This is a genomic window from Pantoea sp. JKS000250, assembly GCF_003201065.1.
GTDB lineage: Bacteria > Pseudomonadota > Gammaproteobacteria > Enterobacterales > Enterobacteriaceae > Pantoea > Pantoea vagans.
In genome coordinates this window covers 1714138-1737839 of sequence record NZ_QICZ01000001.1, presented here as the reverse complement: position 1 = coordinate 1737839, position 23702 = coordinate 1714138, and the positions used below count along the sequence as shown (strand labels likewise).

The window sequence follows — 23702 nt, the reverse complement described above, 5'->3', positions numbered from 1 at the left end:
CCGGCCACTGCGCCGGGCTGCCAGCTAAAAGGAAAATCATGCCGATTCAAATTTTACCACCCCAGCTGGCTAACCAGATTGCGGCGGGTGAAGTGGTTGAGCGTCCTGCCTCCGTGGTTAAAGAGCTGGTGGAGAATAGCCTGGATGCCGGCGCGACGCGCATTGACGTTGATATTGAAAAGGGCGGCGCAAAGCTCATCCGCATTCGTGACAACGGCTGCGGCATCGTGAAAAGCGAGCTGTCGATGGCACTTGCCCGACACGCAACCAGTAAAATAGCCTCACTGGATGACCTGGAAGCGATCATGAGCCTGGGTTTTCGCGGTGAAGCGCTGGCCAGTATCAGTTCTGTCTCCCGCCTGACACTCACCTCACGCACCGCCGATCAAACTGAAGCCTGGCAGGCCTATGCAGAAGGGCGTGATATGGCGGTAACGGTTAAACCGGCGGCACATCCCTGCGGTACCACGCTGGAAGTACTGGACCTGTTTTATAATACGCCGGCACGCCGCAAATTTATGCGCACCGAAAAAACGGAGTTCGGTCATATCGACGAGGTCATTCGCCGTATTGCCCTGGCTCGTTTCGACGTGGCACTGTCGCTGAGCCACAACGGTAAAATGATGCGTCAGTATCGGGCCGTCAGCGAGGAGAGCCAGCGCGAACGGCGACTGGCTTCTATCTGCGGCACCACGTTTATGCAGCATGCGCTGCGCATCGACTGGCAGCATGACGACCTCTCGCTGCGCGGCTGGGTTGCCGACCCTGCCGGTTCGCGTCAGGTCACCGATCTGCAGTATTGCTATGTGAATGGCCGGATGATGCGCGATAAGCTGATTAACCACGCTATCCGCCAGGCATTCCAGACCCAGCTTCAGGATGACCAGCAGCCCGCTTATGTGCTCTATCTGGAGATTGACCCGCATCAGGTTGATGTCAACGTCCATCCGGCCAAGCATGAAGTACGGTTTCATCAGTCACGCCTGGTGCATGATTTTATCTATCAGGGTGTGGTCAGCGCATTACAGGCGATGGCGGCACCGAACTTACCTGCGCTTCAGGCAGAAGAGCCCGCACCGCGCTGGCAGCCGGAAAACCGTCAGGCAGCAGGCGGTAATCATTTTGCGCAGCCTGCGGCGTCTGCCAGCGAGAAGAAATCAGCAGCATCCGGGCGTGAAACACAGCCTGCACAGGCCTGGCAGAACAAAGAGAATGTGTATCGTCAGCGTGAAGGGGCGGTTTATCAGCAGTTACTGAAAACCCCTGTCAGCACGTCATCACCGACAAAAGCCCGCGAGCCGATAGCGCGTCAGGCCGAAAGACCTTCGCCACTGGCCGCGCATGCTCAAAGTTTTGGCCGTGTACTGACCGTGTTGCACAATCATTTTGCACTGCTGGAGCAGGATCAGACATTAATGCTGATGGCGTTGCCGGTGGCGGCGCGCTGGCTGAAACAGACGCAGCTTGAACCAGGCGAAGAGGGACTTAAACCGCAGCCATTGCTGATCCCGGTGCGCCTGAAAGTCGCCCAGGAAGAACGACAGGCGGCAAAAGAAAATAGCAGCCTGCTCAATCAGATGGGCATTGAACTTCAGCCCGAAGGAGACCACGTGACGTTGCGCGCGGTGCCTTTACCGTTACGAACACAAAATTTACAAATCTTGATTCCTGAGCTGTTAGGCTATCTCGCCCGGCAGCAGGAGAATTCTGCGACGCAACTGGCCCAGTGGCTGGCGCGGCGTCAGGAAACAGAGTCCTCTGACTGGAATCACTCACAGGCGATCAACCTGCTGGCAGAGCTTGAACGGCTTTGCCCTCAGCTGCTGAAATCGCCGCCTTCAGGCTTATTACAGCCCATAGAGATTGAGAGCGCGGTCAACGCGTTGAAGCATGAGTGAACTAAACCAGGCTGGCCGGCCAAAGGCTATTTTTTTGATGGGACCCACGGCGTCTGGCAAAACGGCTTTAGCAATTGAATTGCGTAAGCAGTTACCAGTGGAACTAATCAGCGTAGATTCTGCCTTAATCTATCGTCAGATGGATATTGGCACGGCGAAACCGTCGGCTGAGGAGTTAGCAGTGGCACCCCATCGTCTGCTCGACATCCGCGACCCCGCAGAAGCTTATTCGGCAGCGGAGTTCCGGCGGGATGCTTTAGCAGAAATGGCGGATATCGTTGAAGCCGGACGAATACCGTTGCTTGTTGGTGGAACCATGCTCTACTTCAAGGCGTTACTTGAAGGATTGTCGCCGTTGCCCTCGGCCGATCCCGATGTTCGTCAGCGGATAGAGCAAACGGCGCGTGAAAAAGGCTGGGAAGCTTTACACCGCCAGCTGTGTGAAATCGACCCGGTTGCCGGCAGTCGTATTCATCCGAATGATCCGCAGAGACTTTCGCGAGCACTGGAAGTTTTTTTTATTTCGGGTAAAACTTTAACGGAACTGACAAAAACATCCGGTGAAGCGTTACCCTACGACGTGCAACAGTTTGCCATCGCCCCCGCGAGCCGCGAATTGCTGCACCAGCGCATCGCGTTGCGTTTTGAGCAGATGTTGGCGTCAGGATTTGAAGCGGAGTCTCGGGCCCTGTTTGCACGAGGTGATTTGCATACGGACATGCCTTCCATTCGTTGTGTTGGTTATCGTCAGATGTGGTCTTATTTGTCGGGCGAAATCGATTACAGCGAGATGGTTTATCGGGGAATTTGCGCAACCCGGCAGCTTGCTAAGCGACAGATGACCTGGTTACGCGGTTGGGAAAATGTTCACTGGCTTGACAGTGACGAGCCCCGGCTGGCGCGTGATACAGTGTTACAGGTTCTTAGTGCGAAGCATGGGTGATTGTGTACAATTGATGGGTTATCGTGCGCAAATTTTTACGCAGTTTTTTTCAGAACCATAGGTTCTACTAGCAACAAACAACAAGCATATAAGGAAAAGATAGAATGGCTAAGGGGCAATCATTACAAGACCCGTTTTTGAACGCATTGCGTCGTGAACGTGTTCCGGTTTCGATTTATCTGGTTAACGGTATTAAGCTGCAGGGTCAGATTGAGTCATTTGATCAGTTCGTCATTTTGTTGAAAAACACGGTAAGCCAGATGGTTTATAAGCACGCCATTTCTACCGTCGTTCCTTCGCGCCCGGTTTCTCACCATAGCAATAATACCGGTGGCGGCAGCAACAATTACCATCATGGTGGCAGCAACACATCTGCGCAGCCACAGCCACAACAAGACGGTGATAACGCAGAATAACGCGTCGCCGTACAGCCAGGAACGGAGAACAGAGGTTTTCCGTCCTGGTCTTTTATTTAGCGAGGTTATAGCTTGTTTGACCGTTATGATGCCGGTGAGCAGGCCGTACTGGTACACATCTGGTTCTCCCAAGACAAAGAAGTAGAAGATTTACAGGAGTTTGAAACTCTGGTCTCTTCTGCTGGCGTTGAGGCGCTGCAAGTGGTTACTGGCAGCCGTAAAGCGCCACACCCCAAGTATTTTGTCGGTGAAGGAAAAGCCGTTGAAATTGCCGATGCGGTAAAAACAACTGGAGCATCGGTCGTATTATTCGATCATGCCCTTACGCCCGCTCAGGAAAGAAACCTCGAGCGCCTGTGCGAATGCCGTGTCATTGATCGCACTGGTCTTATTCTGGATATTTTTGCCCAACGCGCGCGTACCCACGAAGGTAAATTGCAGGTTGAGCTGGCGCAGCTACGTCACCTTGCGACACGTCTGGTACGTGGCTGGACGCACCTTGAACGTCAGAAAGGCGGGATCGGCTTGCGTGGCCCGGGTGAAACACAGTTAGAAACCGACCGCCGTCTTCTGCGCGGACGTATCAGTCAGATCCTGTCTCGTCTTGAGCGGGTTGAAAAACAGCGTGAGCAGGGACGACAGTCTCGTGCTAAAGCGGATGTGCCAACTGTTTCGCTGGTGGGTTACACCAACGCCGGCAAGTCGACCCTCTTTAACGCTATGACCTCTGCCAACGTCTTTGCCGCAGACCAGCTGTTTGCGACACTTGACCCCACACTGCGTCGTCTGAATGTTGCCGATGTCGGAGACGTGGTTCTGGCGGACACGGTCGGCTTTATTCGCCATCTTCCTCACGATCTGGTTGCCGCATTTAAAGCCACGCTGCAGGAGACACGTCAGGCGACGCTGTTACTGCACGTGATTGATGGTGCCGATCTTCGCGTTACGGAAAATATCGCCGCCGTTGATGCCGTACTGGAAGAGATTGAAGCGGACGAAATTCCGACCTTACTGGTCATGAATAAAATCGATATGCTCGACGGATTCGAACCGCGTATCGATCGCAACGAAGAGAACCTGCCCATCCGCGTCTGGCTTTCCGCCCAGACCGGTGAAGGCATTCCGTTGCTGTGGCAGGCTTTGTCCGAGCGCCTGTCAGGGGAAATTGCCCAGCACGCGTTACGTCTGCCACCGGAGGCGGGGCGACTTCGCAGCCGTTTCTATCAGTTGCAGGCGATTGAGAAAGAGTGGAATGAAGAAGACGGCAGTGTAGGATTGCAGATACGTATGCCCATCATTGAGTGGATGCGTTTATGTAAACAGGAACCGTCGCTGACCAGTTACATTGTTTGATATTGCCCAAACGCATTTACCTTAAAAATTGAAGATTGTCGCACTTTCGTTGCAGGCCTGAATACGCAGGATTTACCCGGGTATTTCGGATTTCAGCAAGGCGGCAACTGAGTGAATCCCCGGGCGCTTACGAAGGTAAGTGAATGGGGTGAGCGAAGGCAGCCAGTACCGCTGCAATCCGAAAGATGAAGGGTAAAAACCGTAATTACAATAAATGGAGTAGAGACATGGCGTGGAATCAGCCCGGAAATAACGGACAGGACCGCGACCCGTGGGGAAGCAGCAATAATCAAGGCGGCAACTCTGGGGGAAATAAGGGAGGACGGGAATCCGGACCTCCTGATCTGGATGATATCTTCCGGAAGCTGAGCAAAAAGCTTGGTGGACTGGGCGGTGGCAAACAGAGCGACAACGGTCAGCGCGGCTCCGGCAGCGGTGGCAAAATCGTTGGCATCGTGGCTGTTGCTGCTGTAGTCATCTGGGCTGCAAGCGGTTTCTACACCATCAAAGAAGCGGAACGTGGCGTGGTAACGCGCTTCGGTAAGTTCAGTCACCTGGTTGAGCCCGGTCTGAACTGGAAACCGACATTTGTTGATCAGGTACGCGCGGTTAACGTTGAAGCAGTGCGTGAACTGGCGGCTTCTGGCGTGATGCTGACCTCAGATGAAAACGTCGTGCGCGTGGAAATGAACGTGCAGTATCGCGTGACCGATCCGGAACGTTATCTTTATGCCGTGACCAGCGCGGATGACAGCCTGCGTCAGGCCACTGACAGTGCGCTGCGCGGCGTGATTGGTCGTTCTACCATGGACCGCATTCTGACCGAAGGCCGTACCGTGGTGCGTAGCGACACCCAGCGTGAAATCGATGAAACAATTCGCCCTTACAACATGGGGATCGCGGTGCTGGACGTCAACTTCCAGGCTGCCCGTCCGCCGGAAGAGGTGAAGTCTGCGTTTGATGATGCGATTGCCGCACGTGAAAACCGCGAACAGTATGTTCGTGAAGCAGAAGCTTACGCCAACGAAGTTCAGCCTCGTGCTAATGGCCAGGCGCAACGTATTCTGGAAGAAGCGCGCGCTTACAAAGAGCGTACCGTTCTGGAAGCACAGGGTGAAGTGGCGCGTTTCGCCAAGATTCTGCCGGAGTATAAAGCCGCGCCTGAAATCACCAAAGAGCGTCTCTATATCGAGACCATGGAACGTGTGCTGAGCCATACCCGCAAAGTACTGGTTAACGATCGGGGTAACAACCTGATGATGCTGCCGCTGGATCAGCTGATGCGTGGCGGTCAGGCGACATCGGGTCAGAATGGTCAGAAAGGCGGTAACAGTTCTTCGCTGCCAGCCACCTCCGATCGCAACGCCAGCCGCAATGACACGTCGTCATACAGTCCGGACAATATTATGGATCAGCGTCGGGCGAATGCTCAGCGCAGCGACAGCCAGCGCGAAGGGAGAGAGTAATCGATGCGTAAGCCAATAGTATTTTTAATCATTGTCGTGCTGGTGGCGCTCTATGCGTCGCTGTTTGTGGTGCAGGAAGGGCAGCGGGGCATTGTTCTGCGCTTCGGTAAAGTCCTGCGCGACGGCGAAAATAAACCCCAGGTGTTTGAGCCGGGTCTGCATTTTAAGATCCCTTTCCTGGAAACGGTTAAAACGCTGGATGCACGCATTCAGACTATGGATAACCAGGCCGATCGCTTCGTCACCAAAGAGAAGAAAGATCTGATCGTGGATTCCTACATCAAATGGCGTATCAGCGATTTCAGTCGCTACTACCTGGCAACCGGTGGCGGTGATGTTTCTCAGGCGGAAGTGCTGCTGAAACGTAAGTTCAGTGACCGTTTGCGTTCTGAAATGGGTCGTCTGGATGTGAAGGATATCGTCACAGATTCCCGTGGTCGCCTGACCACCGATGTGCGTGACGCGCTGAATACCGGTTCTGCGGGCAGCGATGATGAAATCGCCACGCCTGCGGCTGATGATGCGATTGCCAGCGCAGCAGCCCGTGTAGAGCGTGAAACCAACAGCAGCGAGCCAGCGCCGAATCCGAACAGCATGGCTGCACTGGGTATTCAGGTTGTAGATGTGCGCATCAAGCAGATCAACCTGCCGACCGAAGTGTCCGATGCAATCTTCAACCGTATGCGTGCTGAGCGTGAAGCCGTAGCGCGTAGTCAGCGTTCACAGGGTCAGGAAGAGGCAGAAAAACTGCGTGCTCAGGCCGATTATCAGGTGACGCGTACGCTGGCTGAAGCCCAGCGTGAAGCCCTGATCACTCGCGGTGACGGTGATGCAGAAACGGCGCGGTTGTTTGCGGATTCGTTCAGCAAAGATCCTGACTTCTACGCCTTTATTCGTAGCCTGCGTGCCTATGAAAACAGCTTTAATGAAAATCAGGATGTGATGGTGTTAAGCCCGGATAGCGACTTCTTCCGATATATGAAGGCGCCCTCTAACGCGACACGTTAAGAACTGATATAACCTGTGGGCCGACAATGTTGTCGGCCTTTTTTTTTGGGTAGCAAGATGAAAACAAGCATCTGGATGGCACTGGCGCTGGTATTAGTGCTGGAAGGGTTGGGACCGATGTTTATGCCACGCGCCTGGCGACGCATGATCCTGACGATGACCCGCTTACCCGACCATCTGCTGCATCGCTTTGGCGGCGGACTGGTGGTCGCGGGCATGGTGATTTACTGCATGCTCAGCCTGCATGGCAACCTCTGATACCAGGGTTAAGACCGGCTAAATTGTGCCTCTTCGCGCCATTATCCCCAACATGTTGTAGTGATCAAAACTCAGGCAAAAAAGCGCGCAATCGTATGCTAAAAGTGCTGAAAACCATGGGATCAGATGGTAGAATCCTTTTTTAAGCAATCGGTGATTTTGAGAAATGGGTAAGAACGTCGTCGTACTGGGCACCCAATGGGGTGACGAAGGTAAAGGTAAGATTGTAGACCTTCTGACTGAGCGCGCGAATTACGTTGTGCGTTATCAAGGCGGCCACAATGCGGGCCACACGCTTGTCATCAACGGTGAAAAAACCGTCCTCCACCTGATCCCCTCTGGCATTCTGCGCGATAACGTCACCAGCATTATCGGTAACGGCGTAGTGCTTTCTCCTGAAGCCTTAATGAAAGAGATGAAAGGCCTGGAAGCGCGCGGGATCCCGGTACGTGAACGTCTGCTGATTTCTGAAGCCTGTCCGCTGATTCTGCAATATCACGTTGCGATGGATATGGCGCGTGAACGTGCCCGTGGTGCCAAAGCGATTGGTACTACCGGTCGTGGCATCGGTCCTGCTTATGAAGACAAAGTCGCCCGTCGTGCACTGCGCGTCAGCGACCTGTTCAACAAAGAAACCTTTGCTGCCAAGCTGAAAGAAGTGGTCGATTTCTACAACTTCCAGCTGGTTGAGTACTACAAAGAGCCGGCAGTGGACTTCGACAAAGTGCTGAGCGATGTGATGGAAGTCGCTGACATCCTCACTGGCATGGTGGTTGACGTTTCAGAACTGCTGGACAGCGCGCGTAAGCGTGGCGATCTGATTATGTTTGAAGGCGCGCAGGGTACGCTGCTGGATATCGATCACGGAACTTATCCGTACGTGACGTCGTCCAACACGACCGCAGGTGGCGTGGCAACCGGCTCAGGCATTGGTCCGCGCTATGTCGACTACGTGCTGGGTATTGTGAAAGCGTACTCAACCCGCGTGGGCGCAGGTCCATTCCCGACTGAGCTGTTCGATGAAACCGGCGAATTCCTCTGTGCGCAGGGCAATGAGTTTGGTGCGACCACCGGACGTCGTCGTCGTACCGGCTGGCTGGATGCGGTCGCGGTTCGCCGCGCGGTTCAGATCAACTCCCTGTCAGGTTTCTGCATGACCAAACTGGACGTGCTGGATGGCCTGAAAGAGGTGAAAATCTGTGTTGCTTACCGTATGCCTGATGGCCGTGAAGTGACTACTACGCCACTGGCGGCAGAGAACTGGGAAGGCATTGAGCCGATCTACGAAACCCTGCCAGGCTGGAGCGAGACTACGTTTGGCGTGAAGACGCTGGAAGGTTTGCCTCAGGCTGCACGCGACTACATTAAGCGTGTAGAAGAGGTAACGGGTGTGCCGATTGATATTATCTCAACCGGTCCAGACCGCAGTGAAACGATGATTCTGCGCGATCCATTCGACGCATAATCATTCAGGCCGGACGCTGTCCGGCCCTTGTTTTTCCACTCTTTGATGCCACTTTACCTCCCTTCGCTTGTCAAACCTTGTGCTGGCTTAAAAAAACGCACGGCAAATCAGACTCTGGTTTATCATCGTAGCTAATCGAATGACGATCCGATTTAATTCTGACATCAATCACAGGGCGAATAATGCAATGCCACGCCTGAAGGTTCACTGAGGTTACTGTGCAGCTCACGAGTTTTACTGATTATGGCTTACGGGCGCTGATTTATCTGGCAGCGTTGCCTGAAGGTCAGCAGACCAATATTACGGAAGTGACAAATACTTATGGTTTGTCCCGTAATCATATGGTCAAAATCATCAATCAGCTGAGCCGAGCGGGCTACGTTGCCGCAACACGTGGTAAAAATGGGGGCATTCGCCTGGGTATGCCGCCTCGTCAGATAGTTATTGGCGACGTGGTACGCAAGATGGAACCGCTACAATTAGTGGACTGCGCCTCCTGTTCCATCACACCAGCCTGCCGTCTGAAGCAGGCACTGCACGATGCAGTGCAGCGCTTTTTGCAGGAGCTGGATAGCTATACGCTGGCAGATTTGGTCGAAGGAAATACACCACTTTATGAAATCATCCTGTCCAAATCGCCGGCGGAAATAAATATTAAATGACATCGGAGGAACCGCTATGTCAAAAGATCCTTTTCAGGATAGAGAAGCTGAAAAATACGAAAACCCTATTCCAAGCCGTGAATTTATTCTGGCTCTGTTAGAAAAACGTGAAAAACCAGCCAGCCGTGAAGAGCTGGCTGAAGAGATGAATCTGCACGAAGAAGAGCACCTTGAGGCGCTGCGTCGCCGCCTTCGCGCCATGGAGCGTGATGGTCAGCTGGTGTTCACCCGCCGTCAATGCTATGCGCTGCCAGAACGTCTTGATCTCCTGCGCGGTAAAGTCATTGGCCACCGTGATGGCTACGGCTTCCTGCGGGCAGAAGGTCAGAAAGATGACCTTTACCTCTCCGCAGAGCAGATGAAATTCTGTATGCATGGTGACGTAATCCTGGCGCAGCCGCTGGGTGCCGATCGCAAAGGCCGCCGCGAAGCGCGCGTGGTCCGCGTGCAGGAACCGCGCAACAATCAGATCGTTGGCCGCTACTTTACCGATGCCGGTGCCGGCTTCGTGGTACCGGACGACAGCCGCCTGAGTTTTGATATCCTCATCCCGCCTGAAGAGACGATGAATGCCCGCATGGGTTCCGTGGTGGTGGTTGAGCTGGTCCAGCGTCCGAACCGCCGCACCAAAGCGATCGGTAAAGTGGCTGAGATTCTGGGCGATGATATGGGCACCAGCCTGGCCGTTGATATGGCGCTGCGTACCCATGAAATTCCGCACACCTGGCCGCCAGAAGTGGAAGCTCAGGTCAGCAAGCTGAAAGAAGAAGTCCCGGAAGAGGCCAAAAAAGGCCGCGTCGATCTGCGCAAACTGCCGCTGGTCACCATTGATGGTGAAGATGCCCGTGACTTTGATGATGCGGTCTACTGCGAGAAAAAACGCGGTGGCGGATGGCGTCTGTGGGTCGCTATCGCCGATGTGAGCTATTACGTCCGTCCGGGCACGCCACTGGATGACGAAGCGCATCAGCGCGGCACCTCAGTCTACTTCCCGTCGCAGGTTGTGCCGATGCTGCCGGAAGTGCTGTCGAATGGTTTATGCTCGCTTAATCCGCAGGTCGATCGACTCTGTATGGTGTGCGAGATGACCATTTCGACCAAAGGTAAGCTCACCGGCTTTAAGCATTACGAAGCGGTGATGAACTCCCATGCGCGTCTGACCTACAACAAAGTCTGGAACATCCTGCAGGGCGACAAAGAGCTGCGTCAGCAGTATGCACCGCTGGTCAAAGATCTTGAAGAGCTGCACAACCTCTACCAGGTACTGGACGCTGCACGTGAAGAGCGCGGCGGTATCTCGTTTGAAACGGAAGAGGCGAAGTTCATCTTCAACGCCGAGCGCCGTATTGAACGGGTTGAGCGCACGTCACGTAATGACGCCCACAAGCTGATCGAAGAGTGCATGATCCTGGCGAACATCGCCTCAGCACGCTTCGTTGAGAAAAATCAGGAACCGGCACTGTTCCGCGATCACGATCGCCCGACCGATGAGAGCATCAAGAGCTTCCGTACCGTGCTCAACGAACTGGGATTGACTCTGCCAGGCGGCAACAAACCGCAGCCTGTGGATTATGCGGCGCTGCTGAAGCAGGTTGCCGATCGTCCTGATGCAGAAATGCTGCAAACCATGCTGCTACGTTCGATGAAGCAGGCGGTATACGATCCGGAAAACCGCGGTCACTTTGGTCTGGCACTCTCATCGTATGCGCACTTTACTTCGCCAATTCGCCGCTACCCGGATCTGACGCTGCACCGCGCCATTAAATATCTGCTGGCAAAAGAGCAGGATGAAGGTAAAGGCCTGGTACAACGCGCCATCAAATACCTGATGCCGAAGGAGCGCAATGTCGCCAAAGATATGACGACAGCAACCGGCGGCTATCACTACGAGATGCCGGAGATGCTGCAGCTGGGTCTGCACTGTTCCCTGACCGAACGTCGCGCCGATGAAGCAACCCGCGACGTCGCGGACTGGCTCAAGTGCGACTTCATGCAGGATCAGGTCGGCAACGTCTTCAACGGCGTCATCTCCAGCGTGACCGGATTTGGCTTCTTTGTCCGCCTGAGCGATCTGTTCATCGATGGTCTGGTGCACGTTTCAACCCTCGACAACGATTACTACCGCTTTGATCCGGTAGGTCAGCGTCTGATCGGTGAATCGGGCGGCCGCACTTATCGTCTGGGTGACACCGTTGAAGTGCGTGTTGAGGCGGTCCATATGGACGAGCGCAAAATCGACTTTGCTCTTATCTCCAGCCAGCGTCAGGTGCGTGGTGAAGGTAAAACCGCGCGTGATCGGGCGAAGCGTGAAGACAACGCGCCAGCGAAGCGTCGTCGTAACGTGAACAAAAAGTCCAATTTCGAGCCGGATGCTGCATTCCGGGGTGACAAGGGCAAACCTGCCGCGGCCAATACCGAGAAAAAAAGTAAAAACGTCTCGGAAAAAACCCGTAAAATCGCCGCCGCCACCCGGGCGAAGCGCGCCAGAAAAAAAGCTGAGCCTGAAGGCTGAGCGTAACAGGATGCGCGTACCCGCCCTTTCTCTCCGCAGAAAGGGCGGTCATTTATTCATTTCCAACCACTGAGCAGATCGATGAGCGAAATTATTTTTGGTATCCATGCCGTGCAGGCGCTGCTGGAACGTGATCCACAACGTTTCCAGGAAGTCTTTATCCTCAAAGGCCGCGACGATCGTCGCCTGCAACCCGTGGTCGCCGCGCTGGAAGCTCAGGGGATCGTGATTCAGCTGGCCGAGCGTAAGTGGCTTGACAGCCAGGTTGAAGGTGGTGTGCATCAGGGCATCGTGGCGCGGGTAAAACCGGGTCGTCAGTATCAGGAAGGCGACCTGCCGGATCTGCTGCAGAGCCTGGAGAAGCCTTTCCTGCTGGTGCTGGATGGGGTTACCGATCCGCACAACCTGGGTGCCTGCCTGCGCAGCGCCGATGCGGCGGGTGTTCATGCGATTATTGTGCCGAAAGATCGCTCTGCTCCCCTGAATGCCACGGCCAAAAAAGTGGCCAGCGGTGCGGCAGAGAATGTGCCGCTGATTCGCGTTACTAACCTTGCGCGTACACTTCGCCTGCTGCAGGAGTACAACATCTGGGTGGTCGGCACCGCAGGGGAAGCGGATCATACCGTCTTCCAGAGCAAAATGACCGGTCCGATGGCACTGGTGATGGGTGCGGAAGGCGAAGGCATGCGTCGTCTGACCCGCGAGCATTGTGATGAGCTGATCAGCATTCCGATGGCGGGCAGTGTTTCTTCACTCAACGTCTCGGTCGCAACCGGTGTCTGCCTGTTTGAAGCGGTGCGTCAGCGCAACGCCTGATCCCCGATGTGATCCTCGCCACAAATTAGTTTCTGTACCAGGCATAACTGCGCGTCATTCGTATATACCCAAAGGATTTCGGGTTGCATTGAGGCGGCAAGAGAACGAATCCCGATGAGCTTACATGAGTAAGTGATTCGGGTGAGTGAACGCAGCCAACAAAAATGCAGCTTGAAAGACGACGGGTATACTTAGTGAGTGACATCCGCGAGGAGTGGTTATGACCTGGACAACACACACCGTTTTTAATCAGCCCCATCCTCTGAGCAACAGTAACCTGTTCCTGTCCGACACGCCGCTTGGCGAGGCACTGTCACGCGAAGGCGCCGGATGGGATGGGGAATGGCTGGCGTCAGTCGGCCGCCAGCTGGGCAGCGCCGAGTCGCTGGAGCTGGGGCGGCTCGCCAACGCTGAACCGCCTGAACTGCTGCGCTACGATGCCCGTGGCGTGCGCCTGGATGAGGTTCGCTTTCATCCTGCCTGGCACCTGCTGATGCAGGGCGTCTGCGCCAGTCGTCTGCACAATCTCAGCTGGCAACCGACGGTGCGTGAACAGGCCAGTGTAGCGCGCGCTGCACGCTTTATTCTGCACGCACAGGTAGATGCGGGTACGCTCTGCCCGGTGACCATGACGCACGCCGCCATTCCGCTGCTGCAGGCTTATCTGCCCGCCGCGTTTGAAAGCTGGCTCGATCCGCTGCTCAGCGATCGCTACGACACGCACGCACAACCCGGCGACCAGAAACGCGGATTGCTGATCGGGATGGGCATGACAGAAAAGCAGGGCGGCAGCGATCTGCTTACCAGCACCACCCGTGCCGAGCCGCTGGGCGCACGAGGCCCGGGTGAAGCCTGGCGGCTGACCGGCCACAAGTGGTTTTTCTCAGCGCCGCAGAGTGATGCGCATCTGGTCCTGGCCCAGACGCCCGAGGGACTAAGCTGCTTTTTCCTGCCGCGCCTGTTGCCCGACGGGTCACGTAACGCCATCCAGCTTGAGCAGCTCAAAGATAAGCTGGGCAATCGCTCAAATGCCAGTTGCGAAGTGGAGTTTCGCGACGCGACCGGCTGGCTGCTGGGGGAGGAGGGCGAAGGCGTACGGCTGATCCTGAAAATGGCCGGTATGACGCGCTTTGACTGCGCGCTCGGCAGTCATGGTCAGATGCGGCGCGCCTTCTCGGTGGCGCTCTGGCATGCTCATCAGCGTCAGGTCATGGGGAAAAATCTGGTGGATCAGCCGCTAATGCGGCAGGTTCTGGCACAGCAGGCGCTGCAGCTTGAGGGGCAAACTGCCCTGCTGATGCGTCTGGCTCGTGCCTGGTCACAACCGGCCAAACCGCATGAGGTCGCCTTTGCCCGCTTATTCACGCCAGCGGCAAAATATGTGATTTGCAAAGCGGGTGCGCCGTTTGTGGCGGAATCGATGGAAGTGCTGGGGGGCATCGGCTACTGCGAAGCGAGTGAGCTGCCGCGCCTCTATCGTGACATGCCGGTCAACAGCATCTGGGAAGGATCGGGCAATGTAATGTGTCTTGACGTGCTGCGCGTACTCAGCCGCCATGCAGAGGTGACCGAGATGCTGAGTCAGGAGTTTGAGGCGGTAAAAGGGAGTAATCGGCATTTCGATACGCGCTGGCGTCAGCTGCGATTGAGGCTCAAGAACGTTCCCGAAGAGCAGGCGCGCGACGTCACCCACACGCTGCTGCAGCTGGCGACAGGCGCTCAGCTACTGAAATACAGTGAGCCACCCCTGGCTGATGCGTGGTGCCAGCAGTGGCTCGACCAGCGCGGTTCGCACCCGTCTGAGGCTGCAGTGACTGACCGGTTACTGGCCCGTGCCTGTGGCCGGTGAGGCACCGTACAGAATCGCGCTGGCGTACCATAAACCGGGCATCACCGTTTCGCTCAGCATCACAATCTGATAGTAAGCCGCGCCAGCCTGATTAGCCTGAGCGGCGATGGCCCGCTGGGCATCATCCGGTGAGCCATGCACGTTAACGGTAATGTTACCCAGCTTCGGCAAACCGCCACTCTGTGCCCGTGAAATCTCCTGCGCCTGTTGGGTTGGCGCAGGCGGGGCTTTGGGCGTGGTTTCAAGCGCAGAACAGCCTGCCAGCAACAGACTTATTATCAGTAAGTAAGCGGAACGCATAGCAAAACCCCTGTTCAGGACGAAACAGTAAGTGTATGTCATCGTCCTGAATGACGTCAGGATTTAAGGCTGAAAACGCTGACCAGTTGGGTCAGGTGATGCCCTTTATCACTCAGGTTCTGTGCGCTGTTTTCTGCCTGTGCCACCAGTTCGCTGTTCTGATGGGTCGCCTGGCTGATCTGGTTCATCGCCAGATTCACCTGGCCGATACCCGCCGCCTGCTCCTGTGCTGCCACGTTGATCTCGCCCATCAGCGCCTGCACCTGTTCGATGTGGGTCACAATGTCGGTCATCGCATCGCGCGTCTGCTCAGAGAGCTGGTGGCCCTCCGCCACATTGGTGATGGAGGTGGCAATCAGTCCATCTATCTCCTTGGCGGCCTGCGCGGAACGCTGTGCCAGCGCACGCACTTCTGCGGCCACCACGGCAAAGCCACGGCCCTGTTCACCGGCTCGGGCTGCTTCAACGGCCGCATTCAGTGCCAGAATATTGGTCTGGAAGGCGATCGACTCAATCACATGGGTGATATCCGCAATGCTTTGCGATGACACCTTAATGGCTGACATGGTGTTGACCGAGCGCACCACCGTCTGGCTGCCATGACTGACGATATCGCTGGCTTCGGCCACCAGTGACATCGCCTGACGCAGGCTGTCAGCAGTGTGTTCGACCGTGGCACCAAACTGCTCCATGCTGGCTGAGGTCTGCTCCACGCTGCTGGCCTGACGCCCGATCTGCTCACTGATGTTATGGCTGCTGGCCGCGATGGTGTCCGTGCCGTCGCTGATCTCCTGCGCTGCGCCACGCACCTGGCCGACGATTTTTTCCAGCCCATCGCCAATGCTGTTAATCGCAATAATCAACTGACCGACTTCATCACGACGGCGGGTATCCATATGGACCTGCAGATTTCCGGCGGCATACTGCTCCGCCAGATGGATCACCTGCTGCAGCGGACGGGTAATCGCCCGACGGCTGTACCAGACAAAGCCCAGCGCGAAGATCACCACCAGAATCAGTCCGGTAATCAGGAACAGATTACGGCTGTGGGTAATCGGGGCGAGCAGGCTGGCACGGTTAACTTCACCGGTAATCACCCAGTTCCAGCCCGGCAACTGCTGCCATGCCAGCATCTGCTGCTCACCGTTGATCTCCACCTGCTGCATGCCCTGCGGCTGCGTCAGCAGCGGCTGCAGTGTCGCGTCATCCCAGTCTGGCCGTTTCCCTTCGTTGTGCTGATCGAACAGATACTCGCCCTGATTCTTGCCGGGCGTGCCGTTGAGCACATAGAAATGGCCGCTGTCGCCCAGCCGGCGTGCCAGAATCTTCTCGCGCATCAGGGCATACTGCTTATCAATGCCTACGCCGACAAACAGGATGGCGACGACATTGCCACTCTCATCTTTTACTGGCTGATACTGGGTGATGTAGCGGTGGCCGAACAGCGTGGCCAGCCCCTGATACACCTCGCCCTGATGAACGCTTTTCCAGGCGGCACCTGTGCGGTCAAGCTGCGTACCAATCGCGCGGCTGCCATCCTGCTTTTTCAGGGAGGTGGAAATACGGATAAAATCGTCGCCGTCGCGCACAAAAATGGTCGCCACGGCGGCGGTACGTTCGGTGAAATCGTCTACGGCGCTCTGGTCGAGGTTCAGCGTTTTTAACCCGGCGCGCAGCACGGGCGTCGAAAAGGCACCGACCTGTACCCGCGAGCTTTCATCCAGGCTAAAGCGCTTAGGCAGAAAGCTGGTAAAGAGGCTGGTGTAATGAGACACCTCTTCGGTGAGAGTGGCATTGAACATCGTGACCATTTCACTGATGCCCTGCACCTGATTGTGCATGTCATCAATGGCGAGATTTTCCAGCTGGCGCGAGGCGTTGTGGCTTTGAGTCAGTGTCAGTACCAGTAACAGCAGCGCTACGCTGAGAGACGTCAGTACAGACAGCTTAACTCCGAGACTCAGTCCGCTGAGAGAGAGACGCTTCATAAATTACCTTTGATCAAGTTAGGGGAATACACGATCAACGGCACGCTGCGGAAAAAGTTTAGCGTGGAAAAGCATAACTAAGCGCAGCGGGGAATTTCGCAAATTAACCCGCAGAACGTACACTTGAACGGCACGCCTTGCCCCTGCTCAGGAGAGACCATGATTGAACTCACCACAGAAACGCTGGCCGGTATCGAATGCCTGCATGCTACGCCTGCCGGACAGCGACATCAGCCACTGCCGACCATACTGTTTTATCACGGCTTCACCTCATCAAAAGAGGTCTACGCCTACTTCGCCGTTGCGCTGGCGCAGGCGGGATTTCGGGCAGTCATGCCGGATGCCGAGCTGCACGGCGCGCGTTATCACGGTGACGCCGAAGCACGGCTGGGGCGCTTCTGGGAGATTCTGAAGCAGAACATTGATGAGCTGCCGCTGCTGGAGACTGCGCTGCGTAATAAGAGTCTGATCGCTGACGGACATTTCGCGGTGGCGGGTGCGTCAATGGGCGGCATGACGGCGCTGGGTGCGATGGCACGTTATCCGCAGATTCAGAGCGTCGCCTGCATGATGGGATCGGGCTATTTTATGCAGCTCAGCGAGTCGCTGTTTCCGCCGCTGGTGGCTGACACGCCGGAGCAAAAGGCGCAGTTTGTGGCCCGCATGGCCCCGCTGGCGGACTATGATCCCTGCAACCATCTGGAGGCACTGTCAAACCGTCCGTTGCTGTTGTGGCATGGCGAGGCGGATGAGGTGGTGCCCTGGGCGGAGAGCGTACGACTGGAGCGCGCACTGCGTGAAAACGGGCTGGCCCAGCATCTGACCTCACTGTCAGAAAAGCAGATTGGTCACAAGATCACCCCATCCGCTTTAACGGCGCTGGTCAGTTTTTTTAAAAATCAGCTTTAAACGATGAACGGGCGGAGAAGGACTCTGCCGCCCGTAAACTTACCGGCCCTTACCAGTGTGCAGACGATTTTTCTGCTGTTCTGGCAGGCGCATTAACCGGGTTTCTTTCCGGCGTATCCAGCCGGTTAACGTAGACATAACCCGATGCCGCTTCGCTGCTGTGACTTCTCATCTGCTGCGCACAGTCAGCATAGCTGGCAAGAGCGGGTGGAGACAGGAAGAGACCCAGTAAAGTGGCGATGACGAACGTTTTCATGCCCGACTCCTCACTTCAGGGAACACACTCTCAATGACGCCACTAAGCGAACCGTCGCGTCTTTATTCAGTTTAGCGACTGAGCATATTATCGCCAGATCGTTCCTCTGAACCTCTCTGTCAGCGTTTTTGAACAAAGCGGTATTAACCCGCTGTATTCACATCATTAGCACAAAAAGCCACGGTATCTGGCACGCTGCCGGCAATTTGTTTAAATGTGCGCTTGAGTTCGGGGACCGTCGCCAGTATGATTACGCGTCAATTTTTCAGCCGCATTCTCAGGCTGTGTCCCACAAGCGCTCGTCACAGCGAACCTTTGTGGGACACAGCCTATAACGTTCCTTGCTTCCATGGGCCGCGGTTGACCCCGACAGGAGGCTGAATAATCCGTAAGGAGCAATTTCGATGCGTCATTACGAAATCGTATTTATGGTTCATCCTGACCAGAGCGAACAGGTTCCTGGCATGATCGAGCGTTACACTGGTGCTATCACTGGTGCAGAAGGCACGATTCACCGTCTGGAAGACTGGGGCCGCCGTCAGCTGGCTTACCCGATCAACAAACTGCACAAAGCGCATTACGTTCTGATGAACGTTGAAGCGCCGCAGGAAGCGATCGATGAGCTGGAAACGAACTTCCGCTTCAACGACGCCGTTATCCGTAGCATGGTTATGCGCGTTAAAAACGCGGTAACTGAAGCATCGCCGATGGTTAAAGCGAAAGATGAGCGTCGTGATCGTCGCGAAGATTTTGCTAACGAATCCGCTGATGAGTCAGATGCTGGGGATTCTGAAGAGTAATCCATCGTGACGGTCAATCGGCTTCGCCTGTCTGGCACTGTGTGCAGGACACCGGTTCGAAGAGTTAGCCCGTCAGGAATTCCTCACTGTCAGTTCGTGCTTGAGCACCGCTCAGTGCAGGAGGAGGCCGGGTTTCACCGGCAAGCCTGGTGTCGTATGCCTGTTATTATTAGCGGCAGCGCCCATCAGGTGATTACTCAACATATAACGGTCGGCACGCAACTCACACTCGACGGTTTCATTAGTTGCCATCAGGCACGAAATGGCCAGAGCAAAGTGGTGTTCCATGCCGAGCAGATTGAATTGATAGATTCTGGAGACTAGCCTAATGGCACGTTATTTCCGTCGTCGCAAGTTCTGCCGTTTCACCGCGGAAGGCGTTGTTGAGATCGATTACAAAGACATCGCAACGTTGAAAAACTACATTACCGAAAGCGGTAAAATTGTCCCGAGCCGTATCACCGGTACTCGTGCAAAATACCAGCGTCAGTTGGCTCGCTGCATCAAGCGCGCGCGTTACCTGTCTCTGCTGCCGTACACTGATCGTCATCAGTAATCGGCAACTGTCCATTAACGACTTTAAGAGGATAAGGTAATGCAAGTTATTCTGCTTGATAAAGTAGCAAACCTTGGCACCCTGGGTGATCAGGTTAACGTTAAAGCGGGCTACGCTCGTAACTTCTTAGTACCACAGGGCAAAGCTGTTCCTGCTACTAAGAAAAACGTTGAGTTCTTCGAAGCACGCCGTGCTGAACTGGAAGCCAAACTGGCTGACGTTCAGTCTGCAGCAACTGCTCGCGCTGAGAAAATCAATGCACTGGGCACGGTAACCATCACGTCTAAAGCAGGCGATGAAGGTAAACTGTTCGGTTCAATCGGTACCCGCGACATCGCTGATGCAGTGACTGCAGCAGGGGTTGAAGTGGCTAAGAGCGAAGTTCGTCTGCCAAACGGCGTTCTGCGCACTACCGGTGAGCATGAAGTAAGCTTCCAGGTTCACAGCGAAGTCTTCGCTAAACTGAACGTGAAAGTTGTTGCTGGTTAATCCTGATTAACTGAGCACGACATTAACGCCGGCCCTGTGCCGGCGTTTTTGTTTTTATGCCTTTCTCCAGGCACTGTTCGCGTTACTGCGCGCGAATAAAGCTGCCATCGGGCTGACGGGTAAACAGCACCGGGCCGTTAGCGCCATCCACGGTCAGTCCTGTTACCACGCCCTGCGCATCCTGACGGATTTTAACCTGCTGGCCACTTTTCAGTGTGCTGAGCGGCTGATCGCTGCCTTCCACCCGCGCCATCGCAAACACATCATTGACCGGCAGGCTATTGTCACGAAACAGCTGCGCCAGCGTCTGACCGGATGCAATGGTCAGGTTACGCCATTCCCCCTGAGAATCGGCTTTTGGCGTCTGCTGAGATTGCGAGGATGAAGGCTGACGGGTACCGTTGTTTTCATAAATATCCGCCTGCATCGGCACCTCTTTCTCAGCCTGCGGTGCGACAGGCTGATCAACCGGATAGCGCAATGTACTGGCGGGCCAGAGAAACGCCACCAGCATCACCAGCAGAGCGGCAACGATGCCCCGACGGTGCGGCGCAGGCAGCGGGTCCATCCAGCGAATGTGGTCGGTAAAATGCCAGATACGCTGAAGCCATGTCGGCAGGCGGGATGACGCGTCTGAAGCCATTCGGGGTTTCTCCTCTCCGGCAGGCTGCTGTGACCTGCGTGCGGCCAGCCAGCTCTGCAGCCGGGATACAATATGTTGTGCACGCATCCTGCGGCGTCGTGGGGCAATCTGGCCCATGTTTGCTCTCTTATTCAGGTGCTACAGACGGGATGATCCCCATCGATAGTTATAGTATGGGCAATACCGGCGCGAAGTGCCTGCCAGCATTGATAAATTTGACGGCTCTATTGTTTCTCTTTCCCCCGCAAAAGTCATCTGCGACGCAGGGCATTTTACGCCAGCGGCCTGCGCTGCTATGCTGCCGGTTCGAATTTATCCGAGAGTGAAAGGAACGAAGATGACTACCCCTTCTTTCGACAGCGTCGAAGCACAAGCAAGTTACGGTATTGGTTTACAGGTTGGCCAGCAGTTGCTGGAATCTGGTCTGCAGGGTCTGCAACCAGAAGCACTGCTCGCGGGTCTGCGCGACGCGCTGGAAGGGAACTCACCGGCCGTACCGGTTGACGTGGTTCATCGCGCACTGCGTGAAGTACACGAACGTGCGGAAGGCGTACGTCGTGAGCGTACCGAAGCCATGGCAGCAGAAGGTCAGGCGTTCCTGCAGGAACATGCGCAGCGTGAAGGCGTGAGCAGCACCGAATCAGGCCTGCAGTTCAGCGTGATTACTCAGGGCGAAGGTCCAATCCCATCACGTCAGGATCGCGTACGCGTTCACTACACCGGCAAACTGATCGACGGCAGCGTATTCGACAGTTCGGTTGCCCGTGGCGAACCGGCAGAATTCCCGGTAAGCGGTGTTATCCCTGGCTGGATCGAAGCACTGACTCTGATGCCGGTTGGCTCAAAATGGGAACTGGTCATCCCACAGAACCTCGCGTATGGCGAGCGCGGTGCGGGTGCCTCTATCCCGCCATTCAGCACCCTGATCTTCGAAGTTGAGCTGCTGGAAATTCTGTAATACCCGGACGCTGCAACCAACCCGGTTGCAGCGTCTTCTCCCGCCTTATTTCTGCTGTAAATTCACCTGCCACATCGCAAAGCCAATCGCATCTGTCCCTTTGGGCTGAAGCGGATATTGTGCATGCTGCTGAATAAAGCCGGTCGCCTTATCACCCGGTGCCGTTTCAAACTGAATATCGAGCGGGGTGGATGAGGTAATCGGTGCCAGACGCCAGTTATTGTCCGCCTTCGGCTGCACTTCACCGTGTGCTTTGGTTTCCGCGCTGATATAAGCCGCAACCACTGCCCGGTTCTCGTCCGGCGAAGCAAAGGCAATGTATTTATCCCCGGTGCCAGCAAACTTGCCGCCGTAAGCGCGATAGTTATTGGTCGCGACCAGGAAAATGGCCTGCGGATCGACGGGCTTACCCTGCCAGGTGAGCTGACGGATACGTGAAGCATCCGGGTGGATCAGCTGACACTCCGCATCGTAGCGCGCGGGCTGGGTCACATCGATCTGGTAATTTACCCCATCAATGACGTCGAAGTTATAGGTGCGGAAATCCCAGTTGATCAACGACTGCGTTTTGCTGCTGTGCGGATCGATCTGGTTAAACTGGCCCGCCGAACACTCCAGCCACTCTTTGACCTGTGCGCCCGTGACTTTCATTACTACCAGCGTATTGGGATAAAGATAAAGGTCGGCGGCGTTACGGAAGGTCAGCGCGCCTTTCTCCACTTCGGTGTAGCTCGATGGGTCGTTTTTACGTCCGCCCGCTTTAAACGGCGCAGCAGCAGAGAGCACCGGCAGTCGGCCCAGATCCGGATCGCCCTGAATAAAGTGTTCTACGTAGGCGCGCTGCGCATTATTGACGATCTGCACTGTCGGGTCGTCCTGCACCAGCGACAGATAGCTGTACATCACATCGGCGGATTTGCCGATAGGCTTCGCCACAAACTCCCGCGTCGCGCGGTGATCGTCAGCGAGCACTTTCACCAGCGCCGGATCTTCCGCCGCCAGCGATTTCTTCGCGGCGATATCATAAATCGGCCGCGCCTGCGCTTTGCCGCTGCTTACCTGCCAGTGTCCATCTTGATTGCTCAGCACCAGATCGACCACGCCCAGGTGATCGCCCCACATGCCTGGCATCACCGCCGGAATGCCGTTCAGCGTGCCGTTAGCAATGTCCGCACCCTTAATGGCTGCGAACTCCTCACTGGGGAAGACCGCATGTGCATGACCAAACAGGATGGCGTTGATGCCTTCCACCTGGCTGAGATAGTAAACCGAGTTCTCTGCCATCGTGTGATACGGCTCGCTGCTCAGGCCAGAGTGGGGGATAGCGATAATCAGATCGGCACCCTGTGCGCGCATCTCAGGCACATAACGGCGTGCCGTTTCGGTGATGTCGTCGACCCGCACCTTGCCCTGCAGGTTGGCTTTGTCCCACACCATAATCTGCGGCGGCACAAAGCCGATATAGCCAATCTTCAGAGTCTGTGTTTTGCCGTCGCGATCAACCACCGTGGTGGATTTGATGATGTATGGGGTAAACAGCGGTTTGCCGCTCTTCACGTCAATCACGTTGGCATTTACATAAGGAAAGCGGGCGCCTGCCAGCGCTTTTTTCAGGTAGGGCAGGCCATAATTGAATTCATGATTACCGAGGTTGCCGACGCTGTAATCCAGCGTATTGAGCGCCTTATAGACCGGATGGATCTCGCCCTCACGTAATCCTTTGGCCGCCATATAGTCACCCAGCGGGCTGCCCTGGATGATGTCACCGTTATCGACCAGCAGACTGTTCTTCACCTCCTGGCGCGCGGCGTGAATCAGCGTGGCGGTTCGCACCAGGCCAAACTTCGCGGTTGGGGTGTCTTTGTAATAGTCGAAATCCATCATATTGCTATGCAGATCGGTGGTTTCCAGTATCCGCAAATCTACCGTTGCGGCCTGGGTTGCGATGGAAACGCTCAGGGCCAGTAACATCATTCCGGGCTTAAACATGCTTGCTCCTGCTGCAAATTAAATTAAGGCTCTCAAAATAATGTAAAAGCATGACAGATAGTCATTTTAAATCGTGATGGATATAACGTTTTGACGCATCAGCCAGCGGCGGATTCTTATACGACGGAGGCGCAGCGGCGCAGGCGTGGCGATTGTCGGATAACTATG

23 protein-coding genes are annotated in these 23702 nt (G+C 55.5%); 18 read left to right on the top strand and 5 right to left on the bottom strand.

What is annotated here, in order from left to right; genetic code table 11:
* Positions 1 to 38: 38 nt before the first annotated feature.
* The 12 genes from mutL (at position 39) to BY447_RS08225 (ending at position 14646) form a co-directional block, all read left to right on the top strand.
* Entirely contained in the window at positions 39 to 1898 is a 1860-nt protein-coding gene (gene mutL / locus BY447_RS08280) for a DNA mismatch repair endonuclease MutL (protein ID WP_110330939.1), read from the top strand.
* Complete coding sequence (gene miaA / locus BY447_RS08275) at positions 1891 to 2841, top strand: tRNA (adenosine(37)-N6)-dimethylallyltransferase MiaA (RefSeq protein ID WP_013359182.1); 951 nt, start codon at positions 1891 to 1893, stop codon at positions 2839 to 2841. The genes mutL and miaA overlap by 8 nt, the downstream gene beginning before the upstream one ends.
* A 104-nt stretch (positions 2842 to 2945) precedes the next feature.
* Positions 2946 to 3257 (top strand): RNA chaperone Hfq, encoded by a 312-nt coding sequence (gene hfq / locus BY447_RS08270; RefSeq protein ID WP_009087468.1) that lies wholly within the window; start codon positions 2946 to 2948, stop codon positions 3255 to 3257.
* A 72-nt stretch (positions 3258 to 3329) separates the two neighbouring features.
* Complete coding sequence (hflX, locus tag BY447_RS08265; RefSeq protein ID WP_110330938.1) at positions 3330 to 4610, top strand: ribosome rescue GTPase HflX; 1281 nt, start codon at positions 3330 to 3332, stop codon at positions 4608 to 4610.
* Between the two features lie 227 nt (positions 4611 to 4837).
* Positions 4838 to 6076, top strand: a complete 1239-nt coding sequence (hflK, locus tag BY447_RS08260; protein ID WP_013359180.1) for an FtsH protease activity modulator HflK — start codon at positions 4838 to 4840, stop codon at positions 6074 to 6076.
* Between the two features lie 3 nt (positions 6077 to 6079).
* Positions 6080 to 7084, top strand: coding sequence for a protease modulator HflC (gene hflC / locus BY447_RS08255; protein WP_013359179.1), 1005 nt, complete (start codon positions 6080 to 6082; stop codon positions 7082 to 7084).
* Positions 7085 to 7141: 57 nt separating this feature from the next.
* Positions 7142 to 7342, top strand: coding sequence for a DUF2065 domain-containing protein (locus BY447_RS08250; protein WP_110330937.1), 201 nt, complete (start codon positions 7142 to 7144; stop codon positions 7340 to 7342).
* Positions 7343 to 7508: 166 nt separating this feature from the next.
* Positions 7509 to 8807 carry an adenylosuccinate synthase gene (locus BY447_RS08245; RefSeq protein WP_013359178.1) on the top strand — a complete coding sequence of 433 codons (1299 nt, stop codon included), beginning with the start codon at positions 7509 to 7511 and terminating at the stop codon, positions 8805 to 8807.
* A 218-nt stretch (positions 8808 to 9025) separates the two neighbouring features.
* Positions 9026 to 9469 (top strand): nitric oxide-sensing transcriptional repressor NsrR, encoded by a 444-nt coding sequence (nsrR, locus tag BY447_RS08240; RefSeq protein WP_013359177.1) that lies wholly within the window; start codon positions 9026 to 9028, stop codon positions 9467 to 9469.
* A 16-nt stretch (positions 9470 to 9485) separates the two neighbouring features.
* Positions 9486 to 11981, top strand: a complete 2496-nt coding sequence (gene rnr, locus BY447_RS08235; protein WP_013359176.1) for a ribonuclease R — start codon at positions 9486 to 9488, stop codon at positions 11979 to 11981.
* Positions 11982 to 12062: 81 nt separating this feature from the next.
* Positions 12063 to 12797: a 23S rRNA (guanosine(2251)-2'-O)-methyltransferase RlmB gene (gene rlmB, locus BY447_RS08230; RefSeq protein WP_033734044.1), complete on the top strand. Its 735-nt coding sequence runs from the start codon at positions 12063 to 12065 to the stop codon at positions 12795 to 12797.
* Positions 12798 to 13017: 220 nt separating this feature from the next.
* A complete protein-coding gene (locus BY447_RS08225; RefSeq protein WP_095706615.1) occupies positions 13018 to 14646 on the top strand; it encodes an isovaleryl-CoA dehydrogenase in 1629 nt (542 codons plus the stop codon).
* On the opposite strand, the gene bsmA is transcribed toward BY447_RS08225, so the two are convergent.
* Entirely contained in the window at positions 14620 to 14946 is a 327-nt protein-coding gene (bsmA, locus tag BY447_RS08220; protein WP_013359173.1) for a biofilm peroxide resistance protein BsmA, read from the bottom strand. The two genes, BY447_RS08225 and bsmA, sit on opposite strands and share 27 nt — an antisense overlap.
* A 56-nt stretch (positions 14947 to 15002) precedes the next feature.
* Positions 15003 to 16934 (bottom strand): methyl-accepting chemotaxis protein, encoded by a 1932-nt coding sequence (locus tag BY447_RS08215; protein ID WP_110330936.1) that lies wholly within the window; start codon positions 16932 to 16934, stop codon positions 15003 to 15005.
* Positions 16935 to 17093: 159 nt separating this feature from the next.
* Here BY447_RS08215 and yjfP point away from each other — a divergent pair, with 159 nt between their 5' ends.
* Positions 17094 to 17843 carry an esterase gene (gene yjfP, locus BY447_RS08210; protein ID WP_110330935.1) on the top strand — a complete coding sequence of 250 codons (750 nt, stop codon included), beginning with the start codon at positions 17094 to 17096 and terminating at the stop codon, positions 17841 to 17843.
* 49 nt (positions 17844 to 17892) lie between these two features.
* Here the strand turns inward: yjfP and BY447_RS08205 are convergent, their stop codons facing one another.
* Complete coding sequence (locus tag BY447_RS08205; RefSeq protein ID WP_013359170.1) at positions 17893 to 18099, bottom strand: hypothetical protein; 207 nt, start codon at positions 18097 to 18099, stop codon at positions 17893 to 17895.
* A 404-nt stretch (positions 18100 to 18503) separates the two neighbouring features.
* Here BY447_RS08205 and rpsF point away from each other — a divergent pair, with 404 nt between their 5' ends.
* From rpsF to rplI, 4 genes are read left to right on the top strand one after another with little or no spacing between them, the layout of a single operon-like run.
* A complete protein-coding gene (gene rpsF, locus BY447_RS08200) occupies positions 18504 to 18899 on the top strand; it encodes a 30S ribosomal protein S6 (protein ID WP_003855334.1) in 396 nt (131 codons plus the stop codon).
* Between the two features lie 6 nt (positions 18900 to 18905).
* The gene (priB, locus tag BY447_RS08195; RefSeq protein WP_013359169.1) at positions 18906 to 19223 is read left to right on the top strand and encodes a primosomal replication protein N; all 318 of its coding nucleotides are present in this window, start codon (positions 18906 to 18908) and stop codon (positions 19221 to 19223) included.
* Between the two features lie 4 nt (positions 19224 to 19227).
* Positions 19228 to 19455 (top strand): 30S ribosomal protein S18, encoded by a 228-nt coding sequence (gene rpsR / locus BY447_RS08190; RefSeq protein WP_002210155.1) that lies wholly within the window; start codon positions 19228 to 19230, stop codon positions 19453 to 19455.
* Positions 19456 to 19494: 39 nt separating this feature from the next.
* Positions 19495 to 19944: a 50S ribosomal protein L9 gene (rplI, locus tag BY447_RS08185; protein WP_003855506.1), complete on the top strand. Its 450-nt coding sequence runs from the start codon at positions 19495 to 19497 to the stop codon at positions 19942 to 19944.
* A gap of 82 nt (positions 19945 to 20026) precedes the next feature.
* On the opposite strand, the gene BY447_RS08180 is transcribed toward rplI, so the two are convergent.
* Complete coding sequence (locus BY447_RS08180) at positions 20027 to 20704, bottom strand: LysM-like peptidoglycan-binding domain-containing protein (RefSeq protein ID WP_158280074.1); 678 nt, start codon at positions 20702 to 20704, stop codon at positions 20027 to 20029.
* Between the two features lie 220 nt (positions 20705 to 20924).
* Here BY447_RS08180 and fklB point away from each other — a divergent pair, with 220 nt between their 5' ends.
* On the top strand, positions 20925 to 21545 hold the full coding sequence (gene fklB / locus BY447_RS08175) for an FKBP-type peptidyl-prolyl cis-trans isomerase (RefSeq protein WP_010256433.1): 621 nt from the start codon (positions 20925 to 20927) through the stop codon (positions 21543 to 21545).
* Positions 21546 to 21590: 45 nt separating this feature from the next.
* On the opposite strand, the gene BY447_RS08170 is transcribed toward fklB, so the two are convergent.
* On the bottom strand, positions 21591 to 23534 hold the full coding sequence (locus BY447_RS08170; protein ID WP_110330933.1) for a bifunctional 2',3'-cyclic-nucleotide 2'-phosphodiesterase/3'-nucleotidase: 1944 nt from the start codon (positions 23532 to 23534) through the stop codon (positions 21591 to 21593).
* Positions 23535 to 23702 lie beyond the last annotated feature (168 nt).